We start from the raw sequence: 12,848 nt of genomic DNA, 5'->3' as shown, positions 1-12,848 counted from the left end.
TCTGTTTCAGATCTTTTATTCAAAATGATTAATCTGTAAAATTATTGTATTTGTTTACTAGATTTACACATTCCATAGCTTCTTTTACATCATGAACTCTTAATATAGAAGCTCCTTTTAACAAAGCAATGGTATTGAGAGAAGTAGTTCCATTCAGCGATTCAGAAGGAGTGCTATTCAGAGTTTTATATATCATCGATTTTCGAGAGACACCTGCAAGAATAGGAAGCTCTTGTAGTTTAAGTAGCTCTAATTTATTCAGCAGTTCAAAATTCTGATCAATATCTTTAGCAAATCCAAAGCCAGGATCTATAATAATATCGTTGATACCCGCTAGTCTTGCTTCTGCTACTTTCTGAGAAAAATAAAACTGAACTTCTTTCACCAAATCCGAATATTGATTTAGTGATTTCATAGTTTGTGGGGTACCCTTCATATGCATCATAATGTATGGGACTTTTAATTGACCTACAATGCCAATCATATCCGTATCAAGATTGCCCGCTGAGATATCATTTATAATTGCCGCTCCAGCATCAATACATTTTGTGGCGATACTACTTCTAAAAGTGTCTATTGATAAAATTGCTTTTGGAAATTTTGAAAGAATTAAAGTTACAATAGGTAAGATTCTTTTCTCTTCTTCATCAAGAGAAATATGAGCTGCTCCTGGTCTAGAGGAATAAGCTCCAAGATCAATAAATGTAGCTCCTTCTTGCAGCATTTTTTCTACCTGCAATAAGATTTGTGATTCATCCTTATATTTTCCTCCGTCATAAAAAGAATCTGGAGTTAGGTTTAAAATTCCCATTACCTTCGGGGAACTGAGATCAATTAAAGACCCTTTGCAATTGATAGTCATAGAAAGGTTTATGCTATATTTTTAATGTTTATTTGGTATAATTGCCATATTAAAGCGAAATTTACGCAAAATTCAACAGTTATATGCAAGATACGTCTACCCAATATGACGCAATAATCACCAAATGTCGTGATTTATTTACTAAGAAAATGAAAGATTATGGAAGTGCCTGGAGAATCTTAAGATTACCATCTCTTACAGATCAAATTTTTATAAAAGCGCAACGAATTCGTGGATTACAGGAAAATGTAGAAAGAAAAGTAGATGAAGGAGAAGTTTCTGAGTTCATTGGGATCATTAATTATAGCTTAATGGCTTTGATTCAATTAGAAAAGGGAGTGGTAGATCAGCCAGATTTATCTGTAGATTTGGCGACAGAATTATACGATAAGCATATCAATATTACTAAAACATTGATGATGAATAAGAATCATGATTATGGCGAGGCTTGGCGTGATATGAGAGTAAGTTCACTTACCGATCTGATCTTACAAAAACTATTAAGAGTAAAACAAATCGAAGATAATAAAGGCAAAACTTTAGTGAGCGAAGGGATCGATGCAAATTATCAGGATATGATTAATTACGCCGTATTTGCGATGATTCATTTGGGTGAAGCAAATTAATTTTTGATTTTATAAAATACTGTTAAACTAAAAATAACAAGATATAAACCCTTTATCTTGTTCGCGATAACTTATAATCTCCATATTAAAGATGAAAATACTAGTTGGTTTTTCCAGAATATTTGTAGCAGCACTTTTCTTATTTTCAGGATTTATTAAACTAAATGATCCACTTGGGTTCTCTTATAAATTGCAAGAATATTTCAGTGAAGGTGTATTAAATATGGAGTTTTTAATTCCGATTGCGTTATTGCTAGCAGTGTTTCTATGTATTTTTGAAATTATTGTTGGAATCACCTTATTACTCGGATATTTACCAAAGTTTACGGTTTGGTCCTTATTAGGTATGATCATTTTCTTTACATTTCTCACGTTCTATTCAGCTTATTTTAATAAGGTAACAGATTGTGGGTGTTTTGGAGATGCACTTCCATTAACTCCTTGGGAATCGTTTACAAAAGATGTGATTCTCTTGGTGTTCATTCTTATTTTATTCTTCGGAAGAAAATATATCACACCTATTCTTCCAGAGAATTCTCATAAGTGGATCGTATTTGTATCCTTTACAGCATGTTTGGCATTTGCGTATCACGTACTAATGCATTTACCAACGTTTGATTTTAGAGCCTATAAAATTGGGACTAATATTGAAGAAGGAATGTCAGTACCCGAAGGAGCTCCTGAAGCAGAATTTGAATATTCGTGGAAATTTGATGTAAATGGAAAAGAAGAAATTATTAAAACTAGCGGAGAATATCCTCAGGTAGATGGTAAATATATTGGGGTAGAAACTAAAATGATTGAAGAAGGATACATTCCACCAATTCATGATTTCGCGATAGAAAAAGATGGAAATGATTATACAGCCGAGTTTTTAGAAAAGGAAAATGTGGTTCTTATCGTTATGTATAATCTTTCCAAGAGTGAAGGAGAAGGAATGAGTGTTATCAAGGGATTAACAGATAAAGCAATGGCTCAAGGATATGATGTGATAGGGCTTACAGCCTCATCTCCTGAAGAAGTGGCACAGAAAAAAGAAACCTATAATCTTAATTTCGATTTTTATAGTACCGATGAGACAGCGCTTAAAACAATTCTAAGATCCAATCCAGGAATTGTGAAGTTGAATAAGGGAACCATTACCGAAAAACTACATTGGAATGATGCCGATCAGCTGATTTTAGATAAAGTAACACCTTCCAAGCCTAGAATAAATGCAGAGCTAAAGTCTAAATTAGATAGTATTGCTAAACTAGATCAGAAGTTTAGGAAATTAATGCAAGCTAAAACAGTTGAAGAACGAGATAGTATTGCGAAGTTGGTAGGAGCTACTGAGGAAGAAGCTTTGAGTGATTATTGGTTCCAACAAAATAAAATTGATTCTTCAAATACGGTGTATGTAGAGCGAGTATTTAAGCAATATGGGTATCCCGGTAAATCTCTTGTAGGCGAACCTACAAATAAAGCCGCTTGGTATGTAATTCAACATTCTGATAAAATAGATAAATACCTTCCTTTAATTAAAGAAGCTGGAGAAAAAGAAGAAATTCCTTTTAGACTTGTAGCAATGATGGAAGACCGATATTTGATGGGTAAAGGAGAAGAGCAAGTATACGGTACACAAGGAATGACATTTAATTCTAATACCAATAAACCAATTGATATTATCTGGCCCATAAGAGATGCAGAAAGTGTGAATGAAAGAAGAGTGAAAGCAGGATATAATACTACCATTGAAGAGTACGCCAAGCTTTTGTATGGCGATACTTTCGAATATAAAATTTATACCTTAGAAGAAGTAGAGCAATTAAAGCAAAAGTCAAACTAGTATGATTTCGTACTTCTATAAATTAGGGTATGCATTACTTACTTTATTAGGAGTGATAACGGTAATCTTTCTTTTATTTACAATTCTTCCTGGTGATCCTGCTCAGATGATGATGGGACAAAACGAAAATCAGGAACAGTTGGATATTATTAATAAAAAATATGGCTTTGATTTGCCATTGACAACACAATATCGCTACTATCTAAATGATCTGTCTCCCATTTCTTTTCATAGTACTCAAAAGGATGACTTTTCCTATTTCGATACAAAAAAGTATGTTGGAACATCTTTATTAAACATCGGTAATGTACATATGGTTCTGAAATACCCCTATTTAAGAGAGTCTTTTCAGAAAAACGGAAAGAAGGTAAGTCAGGTGATTAAAGAAACCTTACCTAATACCGTTGTGTTAGCTGTTTCAGCGATTTTTATTGCCATTTTGTTAGGGATCACCATGGGTATTATTAGTGCATTGACCAAAGATCAATGGACAGATCGATTATTGCAATTGGTTAGTACAATCGGTATGAGCGTTCCTTCTTTTTTTAGTGCTATTATTTTTGCTTGGTTGTTTGGCTATGTATTACATGAATACACCAATTTAAATATGACAGGTAGTTTGTATGAGGTCGATGATTTTGGTGAAGGAACGTATATTCAATGGAAAAACTTACTATTACCTGCAATCGTATTGGGGGTTCGTCCACTAGCAGTAGTAACTCAATTAATGAGGAATTCTTTATTAGAAGTAATGAATCAGGATTATATAAGAACTGCTAAAGCAAAAGGTTTGTCTCTATTTCAGATTATCCGCAGCCATGCATTGAAGAATGCATTAAATCCTGTAGTGACCGCCATCTCTGGATGGTTTGCATCCATGTTAGCAGGAGCTGTTTTTGTAGAATATATTTTTGGATGGAATGGACTAGGGAAAGAAATTGTAGATGCCTTAAATACTTCAGACCTTCCAATAATTATGGGTTCGGTTATCGTAATTTCTTCTGTATTCATTCTAATCAATATATTTGTAGACGTTATCTATAAATGGTTAGATCCTAGAATTAGAGCATAACGATAGTATTAAAAATGTAACCAAATAAAAACCACACAAATAAATTAAAATTAATGAGAGCAAAAATTGTAGCAGGAAACTGGAAAATGAATAAAAACCTTGCTGATACAGGAGTTTTACTTTCTGAGTTAAAAGAAAAACTAAACACATCAACAGAAGCCCAAGTAATAGTGGCGCCAACTTTTACGAATCTTTATTATGCTTTTGAAGAATTAAAAGGATCCAATATTGGAGTGGCAGCACAAAATATGCATCAGGCAGAAAGTGGAGCCTTTACCGGAGAGATTTCTGCAGATATGTTAAGTAGTATTGGAGTAAAGACTGTTATTTTAGGTCATAGTGAACGAAGAGCATATTTTGGAGAAACGGATGAATTGTTAGCCGAAAAAGTTGCGACCGCTTTAAAACATGGTATGACAATTATATTTTGTTTCGGAGAAGAATTAGAAGAACGTAAAAGTGATAATCATTTTAATGTTGTCGAAAGTCAGTTAAAGAATGCATTATTTAAGTTGGATAGTGAAGCTTGGAAACAAATAGTATTAGCATACGAACCCGTTTGGGCAATCGGAACAGGTGAAACTGCAAGTCCAGAACAAGCACAAGAAATGCATGCGTTTATACGTAAAACAATTGCAGAAGCATATACAGCAGAGATTGCAGAAGAAGTTTCTATATTATACGGTGGTAGTGTGAAACCAAATAATGCCAAAGAAATTTTTGCTAAACCAGATGTTGATGGTGGTTTAATAGGAGGAGCTTCTTTAGATGCAGAAAGTTTCTCTGCGATTGCAACTTCTTTTTAAACACTAGATATTATTATAAAACAGAAAGGTATTCGCTAAAACGAATGCCTTTTTTGTTGAACAAAAGATTAACTTTGCGCTTTAATTTTTAGCATATGACAGTACCGATATATATAGGATATTACTTTACCATACAACCATTACAACCAGCTACAGAGATTCTGATTGCAGAGTTAGGTTATGCAGGTTTTGAAAGTTTTGTGGAAACAGAAACTGGAGTGGAAGCATTTATTCAAAAACCAGAGTGGAATGAGCATATTTTAGACAACATCCATATTCTAAATTCGGATGAATTCGAGATTACTTATACAACCAAAGAAATAGAACAGGTAAATTGGAATAAAGAATGGGAAAAGAATTTTAATCCTATTGTAGTGGATGATATTTGTGGTGTTAGAGCTCCTTTTCATGAAAAGTCGGATGTGATGTATGATATCGTGATAGAACCTAAAATGTCATTTGGAACAGGGCATCATGAGACTACACATATGATGATCCAACATTTACTGAAAGCTGATTTAGAAAATCAAAAAGTGTTGGATATGGGTTGTGGTACAGGTGTTTTGGCTATTTTAGCAGAGATGCGTGGTGCACAACCTATCGATGCAATTGATATTGATAATTGGTGCTATTTGAACACTGTAGAAAATGTAGAGCGTAATCAGTGCAAACACATTACAGCATATGAAGGTGACGTTTCCTTGTTAGAGGATAAAAAATATGACGTAGTGATCGCTAATATTAATAGAAACATATTGTTAAAAGATATTTCTAGGTATGCAAAAACACTAAAATCCAACGGACAACTTTTTTTAAGCGGTTTTTATAGCGAAGATTTAGAGCTAATTACTAAAGAATGCAATGCTAATAATTTAGAGTTTGTAAATAGTTTGGATAGAAACAATTGGATAGCAGCTTGTTACAAGTTAAAATAATCTAATATACGATTCGTTTTTCTGTATGAAATAGTATATTTGTATAAAAATAAGGAGATGAGCACACAAGAAAAGGTTTTAGAAGAAGTTTTAGAAAAAACCACAGAACAAAATAATAATGAAATTGTTCTCTATAATGATGATGTAAATACTTTTGATCATGTTATAGAGACTCTGATTTATACGTGTGAGCATACTCCGGTTCAGGCAGAACAATGTGCGATGTTGGTACATTATAAAGGAAAATGCACGGTAAAAACTGGTGCTTATGAAGAATTAGTGCCCAGATGTTCGAAGCTGCTTCAGGCTGGTTTAAGTGCAGAAATTGTTTAACAAAAATACTTATAAAGAAACGCTCAATATATTTTTAATATTGAGCGTTTTTTTGTTTGAAATTAAAATTTTGTTGGAGTAAATTATAACTCCTTCTTTAATATTAGCTAGTTAAAATAGAAGCCTTGCTGAAGAGTTTAATAGTAATGATATTGCAGCATTGAATTATCTATACTAAGATCTTATTACCTTTTTTGGTCTGATAATCAGAGTGTAAAAATTATGAAAACCCAACTTCGGTTGGTTTTTTTATGCTTATTATGTGTTCGGTCCTTAAGCTAATGGAAAAAAGAATGATGGTGTACTCTTAAGTTTTTTTGCAAAAAGTCATCAATAAATAGATGTTAATAAATTTTTAACATTATTTAGTTAAAAATTTATGATATGTAGGAAAAAACCTTCCAATTGTTATAAGTGTGATTTTTGTTTACATTTATTTAACATCGTTCGAAATATCATTGTTGCGTCCTTAGTTTTGTTAATTTATTGTAAAATTTCAAGTGCACTTCATCGGTTATATTGTGTGAATTAAAGATGAGGTTTTGTTAGATTTTTCGCAACTTTGTTGCATTTAATTTATCCTTTTTAAGTATTGATAGAGAATAGTTTAAGGAATTAACTGATATATCCAAAAAATTATCATATCTTCAACCCGCTTTAAATTTAAAAAGATTCAAAGCTTGTTAAATTAATAGCAATAAAATAGGTTTACTTATGAGAATCTATTTTAGAAAAAAGTAACTACACAAACTCAACTTTTTTAAAATGAAAAAAATCAAAGTATTAGCGCTTTGCGCTATCGCGGCTGGTGTAATCACATCTTGCCAAAAAGACGAAATTAATAACGATCTTCAACCAGAATCAATAGAGCTTAGTAAAGATCTTCAAGACAAGATGTTAGCTGCAGGTGTTAACCCTGGTGACGCTTATATCAAAGATTTAGTTAATCCGTTGACCGGAGAATCCCAAAGAGTGGTGACTTCTGGTGATATTACGTTGTTTGAAGATATTCTTAAATCTGGAGGTTATGCATTAGGAGATACTGAAGATGGTAACAAGCAATATAGAACAAACAACTTAGTTTCTTCTGGAAACAGAACTATTGATATTCTTGGTTATACTGGTTCTTGTTGTGCTTTATCAAGTAGAATGCAAACGGGTCTTCAATGGGCAGTAAATAACTATAATAGAATCAATACTACATTAAATTTCAGATTAACATTTGGAACGAATTTCCAAGCCGCTGATATGGTAGTATATGATAATGGACAAGGTGGACAAGGTGGTTCTGCAGGATTCCCAGAAGGAGGTAGACCATTCAAGTTTATCCAGATTTTAAGTGGTATGGCTAGCGCAAGTAATAACGTTAATGAGCACGTTATTGGACACGAAATAGGGCACGCTTTAGGTTTCAGACACACAGACTACGCTCGTAGAAGATGTGGTGGAGCTAATGAAGGAACTGCTGGAGTTGGAGCAATCAATATCCCAGGAACGCCTTCTGCTAACCAGTGGGGACAGAGTGGTTTAGACTCTGGTTCTTTAATGATTTCTTGTTTCGACGGAAGCGAGGATGGAGAATTTTCTAACTTCGATATCGTAGCATTAGAATTCTTGTATTAAAAAAAATAATCCTATCGTGTATAGGTATATATAAAAAAGCTTTGAATCCATAATGTAGAAACCATCTCAATACTGTTGAGGTGGTTTTTTTATTCTAGGAGGGTTAATATCCCAAGGCTCGACTCGCTAGTAAAACATAAACAGTGTGACACTAGAAGTCTTTTGAATACTCCGTGAACTTGCTCCCAAGATTTTTACTTTCAGGTAGATTCTTATTATAAATTACATGTAGTATACAGCTCAATATATGGTGATGTACTAGAGCGTGTTATTTCCTACAGCTACTAGGAATAGATAGTATATACTTCTTGTAATTGTTTCTTTAAATGGTTTTAACGTGATGGAGTTTTAAAAGAAGCTGCTAGAAATCGATTCTGAAGGATAAATTTGGCGTAATTCCAGCAGATATAGTATTTACTTCTTGTAATAAAAAGTCATTGTTGTCATCGAATCTAATATTGTAAGTTCGATTTAGGGTGTTTTCCTTATCATACAAATTGAATAAAGAGAACCCGATCTTGCTTCTCCAGGTATCACTTTTAGACAACTTAAACTTATAAGAAGCAGAAAAATCTAATCGGTGATAGGTGTTTAATCTTTCGCTATTAGTTTCTTCATAATCAATGAATAGAAATCCATTATCTTCCGTTATTCCTGATGCGGGAGTATAGGGTCTACCATTTCTAATTGTCCATCCGAGAGAGAATTCAAAATTATTCCATTGATAACTATGAATCCATGAAAGAGAATGTTGAACATCAAAATTCCCAGGAAAATAATTACCGTCGTTTACATTTTCGAATTTAAAATCTTGGTTAGTGTATGAATATCCAATCCAAGTTCGATAATCGCGAATTCTTTTTTTGATTAACAAATCAATTCCAAAAACTTTGCTTTCTCCAGTTTCCAAATCTAACACCCCATTAAATCCATTAGCAAAGGATGTTAAGCCTTCGGTATCTTTATAGTATCCTTCTATATCAATATGCCAATTATTCTTGTTAATAGTAAACCCTCCTGATATTTGATCACTGCTCAGCATAGAAACAAATTCTGAATCTGCCAATAGCCAAATCTGATTATCCAGATTAAAATCGTTAGGTAAATAATTTGCAACCTGACTAATTACTTGATTTCTCCTTTCTGCAGCGATTTTAGTAATTATATCATTAAATATATTAAACTCTATATTAATTCGTGGTTCCCAATATGTTTTGTCTAGAACAGAAAAATAATTGCTTCTGATCCCTGCACTTAGTTTGAATTTTTCGTTTAAGTTTAACTTGTATTCTCCAAATACAGCATGTGTAATATTATTATCGCTTTCATCGAATGTGAAATTATCTGCGGAATAGTCGGCATTGTATGTTACATCATTACTAGAAAAATCATAGCCTATCGAAAGACTATGTTTTGAATTGATGCTCCAATTGGTGTGAACTGATGCTCCTGCATCTCTGATTGTATTCGTTTCTATAATGTTGTTATTTAAAAAAAGGAAACCATCGCTAGAAGCCCTAACTTCACGCAGTCCGTCATAATTAAAATTATAGTTCGAAAAGTAAATATTGGCAGAATGAGAAAAGTTGTTACTCCATAGTTTTTCCCATTTTATGTTTGCTCCCTGATTTACGAACTCTAAGTTGTCTTTTTGGTTCTCATCGAAAGGTTCACTAAAACCTTGTATGTTTTTAATATTTAAAGTGTAATCGAGATTATTATTGGTAAAAATAGAACTAATGGTAAGCTTGTCGTTTTGTTTGTTGTTTTTTGATAAATCTAAAATAGCTTTGAGAGTTAGGTCTGTGAAATAAAATATATTTTCGTTTTCAACAGTTTCTTGATCGAGATTTTGATTGTCAACAAAGAATCGGATACTTTGAAATGCTCTATCAGAATAACTCCTAAAAGTAGGTGTTTCAATAAGATCAGTAAAGGCTCTTCTTGCAGAAATGATAACACCTAGCCCGTCATCTACAGGAGCTTCAAAATAAGCATCGATATTAGTCATATTGATGCCAACTCCAAACCCTAAATCCTTAGGTATTTCGTTTTTTGATTCTATATCAACTACACCAGAAATTCTATTTCCATATTTAGCTTCTGTACTACTTCTAGAAAGTTTTATGTTTTCCGTTATGTAAGGGTTAAAGATAGAGAGCAGATCAAAAAAATGACCAGAACTGTACATTTTAATACCATCCCAAAGTATAAGGTTATGATCTGGTGTTCCTCCTCTTATATGAAGTCCGGAAGCGGTTTCTGTAGGACTTTGAACCCCTGGTAAAAACTGAAGTGTTTGTAAAATATCTGGTTCTACCAATCGTGGTAGAATACCTAGTTTACTGGGATCAATATTTATGGCACTATTTGCTCCTTGTCGAGATATTCCTGAAGTAACATACTCTGTAATAACAACTTCGCCTAGTTGAAAGTCATCTTCCTTCATTAAGATTTTAATGCAATCTATGTTTTCCAATTCTTTTGCTATGAAATATCTATTTTTATAGCCCAGAAATCTAATATCGATTGTATCATTTGGTTTTGCTAAGTGAAGCTGGAAATATCCATTATCGTCAGTAGAAGTCGTTTTAGATTGATTCCGATTAACGACTAGAGCTTCTTGTAAAGGATTTTGTCTTCTATTATCTAAAAGATATCCACAAATCGTTATTCTCCCTACCTTTTTTTTCTTACGAATTACATAATATCTATCGTTAATTTTTTCGAAAAAAATAGAGGATTGACTTTCTATTTCTTTTAGAATGTCTGAAAGTATGTTTTTAGAAGGAGTTGTAACTTGTTGTTTTTTAACAATTTCTGGGTTAAAAGAGAATTTAATATTATAAGAGTCTTCAAGATTTTTTAAAACTTCTTCTAAAGAAATTTTATCATAACTTAATGACTCTGTTTTTTGCGAAAAAGAGGGTAGGTGTAGAAGGATTAAGAGGAGAAAAAAAAATGATTTCATTTATTCTTTAACGAGAACTATGTTGTTTTCGTTGTTAAAAGTATATGAAATTTCCATAGGAACAAAGATTGTTTTTAATGCTAATTCAATATTTTGGTGACTATAGCTGCCCGTAAAACGTTTATTAAGGTCAATTTTTGTAGTATCAAATGAAATATTAAATTGATTTTCTAAGGATTGAATCACCTGATTTAGTGGTGTATTCGTAAAAGTAGTTTCACCAGATAGCCAACTTGGTAATGAGGATTTGGTGTTCCAGTTTTCTACGACAGAATTAGCAATTCTAAACGCATTTCCTTTAGTAAGTGTTGCTTCGCCAGTACTTTCTGGTCCAATAGCTTTTACTTTTCCTTCATGGCAGATAACTTCAAAAAAATCTTTTCTGGTATTCATATTAAATTGTGTTCCTAAAACTTGAACAGTACCGGAATTAGATTCTACAATAAAATTCGAACCTTTTGTTACTTTAAAAAAGGCTTCTCCTAACAGGACCACTTTTCTACTATCATTCCAATCAGATTTTTTATAGGATAATTTCGATTTTGAATTTAAAATTACCTCCGATCCATCTAAAAGTTGAACCGTCATTTGTTCTCCATAATTTGTAGTATAAACAGTAGAACGGTTAAAGAAAAAGAAAAGACCAATAAGAACTAGTAGCGTAGCGGCAATACTATAAATCCATTTTGGAGCGAAAGAAATTACTTTAGTGCTGTTAGTAGCATCAAGCATATTTTTCTTTATCCTTTGCAAATTTTGCTTTTTGTCATAAGCCGGAGACCCCAACATTGCTACCTTATCAACGATAACCTTGTATTTTTGATATTCCTCAGAATTTTCAAATTCCATTTTTTCCTTTGGGTCAAGGTCGTTATTGAGCCATCGAGCTAAAAATGTTTCGTCTGAATACGGATTTTGCATTTGTTTTTTTGTTCTTCGTTTATGCTTTCTTTTTAATTAACAGTCTTATGTTGAATTACCCTACATAAAATTATAAAATATCTCCTAATTTTTCTCTTAAACTTACTAGCGCATAATGTATTCTCTTCTCTATGGCTTTTACAGAAACCCCTGTCATCTCAGCTATTTCCTTGTAGGATTTTTTGTCTATTCTTGATAATAAAAAGGTCTCTCGCTGTTTTTCAGGAAGATCGTCAATGGCTTTTTTAAGTTTTGCCATAAACTCTTTTTCTTCAATTATAAACTGAGGGTCTTGATTATTCAAATCCGAATGCGGCTTTTGTTCGTATTTTAGAACAACCTTCTTGTGCGCAATATGATTTAGTAAATTGTTATTTGCAACTGTAAATAAGTAAGATTTGGCTTTATAAAAAACTACTTTCTTGCAATTTTTCCATAATTTGATAAAAGCATCCTGTATAATGTCTTCCGCAAGACCAAGGTCACCGCATTTGTAATAAATAATATTGCGCAAGGACTCGGAACAATCGTCAAAGATTAATTCGAAATTTTTTTCATCACATACAGATTTCTTTTCCATAATAATTCTCGAAGATATTTATTTTCCGGAGATATTAAAATTTATTGTTTTAACAGTTTTATTTAGCTTCTATTGTTACACTTAAAAAACATCGTTTTTGAAATTAAATTTTATTGAATTCCTACAAAAGTTAAAGAAATAATAAATAAATTTTGTATTTAACTGGTAGTGAGGGTGTTTTAATTTATGAATTTTAAAAAAAATAGATTATGTTAGCGAAATTAAAAAAAAACAATAGAAAAAGTAGGGTTTTCTACCTTTCGATTGTTTATTATAGAAGTAACTCAACAA

At 32.4% G+C, this 12,848-nt stretch carries 11 protein-coding genes; 7 read left to right on the top strand and 4 right to left on the bottom strand.

The genetic code is table 11. From position 1 onward, the window contains the following. Window positions 1-28: 28 nt before the first annotated feature. On the bottom strand, window positions 29-862 hold the full coding sequence (folP, locus tag Q1A73_RS17885; protein WP_299608260.1) for a dihydropteroate synthase: 834 nt from the start codon (window positions 860-862) through the stop codon (window positions 29-31). Window positions 863-945: 83 nt separating this feature from the next. On the opposite strand from folP, the gene Q1A73_RS17880 reads away from it, so the two are divergent. The 7 genes from Q1A73_RS17880 (at window position 946) to Q1A73_RS17850 (ending at window position 8,085) form a co-directional block, all read left to right on the top strand. Further along, window positions 946-1,488, top strand: coding sequence for a DUF1599 domain-containing protein (locus tag Q1A73_RS17880; protein ID WP_299608258.1), 543 nt, complete (start codon window positions 946-948; stop codon window positions 1,486-1,488). 91 nt (window positions 1,489-1,579) lie between these two features. After that, window positions 1,580-3,316: a BT_3928 family protein gene (locus Q1A73_RS17875; protein WP_299608256.1), complete on the top strand. Its 1,737-nt coding sequence runs from the start codon at window positions 1,580-1,582 to the stop codon at window positions 3,314-3,316. A gap of 1 nt (window position 3,317) precedes the next feature. Then, on the top strand, window positions 3,318-4,388 hold the full coding sequence (locus Q1A73_RS17870; protein ID WP_299608253.1) for an ABC transporter permease: 1,071 nt from the start codon (window positions 3,318-3,320) through the stop codon (window positions 4,386-4,388). Between the two features lie 53 nt (window positions 4,389-4,441). Then, on the top strand, window positions 4,442-5,194 hold the full coding sequence (gene tpiA / locus Q1A73_RS17865) for a triose-phosphate isomerase (RefSeq protein WP_299608251.1): 753 nt from the start codon (window positions 4,442-4,444) through the stop codon (window positions 5,192-5,194). A 95-nt stretch (window positions 5,195-5,289) separates the two neighbouring features. After that, on the top strand, window positions 5,290-6,129 hold the full coding sequence (prmA, locus tag Q1A73_RS17860) for a 50S ribosomal protein L11 methyltransferase (RefSeq protein ID WP_299608248.1): 840 nt from the start codon (window positions 5,290-5,292) through the stop codon (window positions 6,127-6,129). Window positions 6,130-6,186: 57 nt separating this feature from the next. Beyond that, complete coding sequence (locus Q1A73_RS17855) at window positions 6,187-6,462, top strand: ATP-dependent Clp protease adaptor ClpS (protein ID WP_299608246.1); 276 nt, start codon at window positions 6,187-6,189, stop codon at window positions 6,460-6,462. 765 nt (window positions 6,463-7,227) lie between these two features. Next, window positions 7,228-8,085 carry a M57 family metalloprotease gene (locus Q1A73_RS17850; protein ID WP_299608244.1) on the top strand — a complete coding sequence of 286 codons (858 nt, stop codon included), beginning with the start codon at window positions 7,228-7,230 and terminating at the stop codon, window positions 8,083-8,085. Between the two features lie 361 nt (window positions 8,086-8,446). Here the strand turns inward: Q1A73_RS17850 and Q1A73_RS17845 are convergent, their stop codons facing one another. The 3 genes from Q1A73_RS17845 to Q1A73_RS17835 form a co-directional block, all read right to left on the bottom strand. Further along, window positions 8,447-11,056 carry a TonB-dependent receptor gene (locus Q1A73_RS17845; RefSeq protein WP_299608242.1) on the bottom strand — a complete coding sequence of 870 codons (2,610 nt, stop codon included), beginning with the start codon at window positions 11,054-11,056 and terminating at the stop codon, window positions 8,447-8,449. Beyond that, window positions 11,057-11,977 (bottom strand): FecR family protein, encoded by a 921-nt coding sequence (locus Q1A73_RS17840; protein ID WP_299608239.1) that lies wholly within the window; start codon window positions 11,975-11,977, stop codon window positions 11,057-11,059. 70 nt (window positions 11,978-12,047) lie between these two features. Beyond that, the gene (locus Q1A73_RS17835; RefSeq protein ID WP_299608237.1) at window positions 12,048-12,557 is read right to left on the bottom strand and encodes a sigma-70 family RNA polymerase sigma factor; all 510 of its coding nucleotides are present in this window, start codon (window positions 12,555-12,557) and stop codon (window positions 12,048-12,050) included. Window positions 12,558-12,848 lie beyond the last annotated feature (291 nt).

It is taken from the genome of uncultured Aquimarina sp., assembly GCF_947492115.1.
Lineage (GTDB): Bacteria > Bacteroidota > Bacteroidia > Flavobacteriales > Flavobacteriaceae > Aquimarina.
The sequence above is the reverse complement of the archived record's forward strand: the minus strand, read 5'-3'. Positions and strand labels throughout refer to the sequence as shown.

What these genes read in the sequence shown, in the direction of transcription:
- folP (WP_299608260.1), bottom strand. Translation starts at nt 862, where the DNA reads ATGACTATCAATTGCAAAGGGTCTTTAATTGATCTCAGTTCCCCGAAG.
- Q1A73_RS17880 (WP_299608258.1), top strand. Translation starts at nt 946, where the DNA reads ATGCAAGATACGTCTACCCAATATGACGCAATAATCACCAAATGTCGT.
- Q1A73_RS17875 (WP_299608256.1), top strand. Translation starts at nt 1,580, where the DNA reads ATGAAAATACTAGTTGGTTTTTCCAGAATATTTGTAGCAGCACTTTTC.
- Q1A73_RS17870 (WP_299608253.1), top strand. Translation starts at nt 3,318, where the DNA reads ATGATTTCGTACTTCTATAAATTAGGGTATGCATTACTTACTTTATTA.
- tpiA (WP_299608251.1), top strand. Translation starts at nt 4,442, where the DNA reads ATGAGAGCAAAAATTGTAGCAGGAAACTGGAAAATGAATAAAAACCTT.
- prmA (WP_299608248.1), top strand. Translation starts at nt 5,290, where the DNA reads ATGACAGTACCGATATATATAGGATATTACTTTACCATACAACCATTA.
- Q1A73_RS17855 (WP_299608246.1), top strand. Translation starts at nt 6,187, where the DNA reads ATGAGCACACAAGAAAAGGTTTTAGAAGAAGTTTTAGAAAAAACCACA.
- Q1A73_RS17850 (WP_299608244.1), top strand. Translation starts at nt 7,228, where the DNA reads ATGAAAAAAATCAAAGTATTAGCGCTTTGCGCTATCGCGGCTGGTGTA.
- Q1A73_RS17845 (WP_299608242.1), bottom strand. Translation starts at nt 11,056, where the DNA reads ATGAAATCATTTTTTTTTCTCCTCTTAATCCTTCTACACCTACCCTCT.
- Q1A73_RS17840 (WP_299608239.1), bottom strand. Translation starts at nt 11,977, where the DNA reads ATGCAAAATCCGTATTCAGACGAAACATTTTTAGCTCGATGGCTCAAT.
- Q1A73_RS17835 (WP_299608237.1), bottom strand. Translation starts at nt 12,557, where the DNA reads ATGGAAAAGAAATCTGTATGTGATGAAAAAAATTTCGAATTAATCTTT.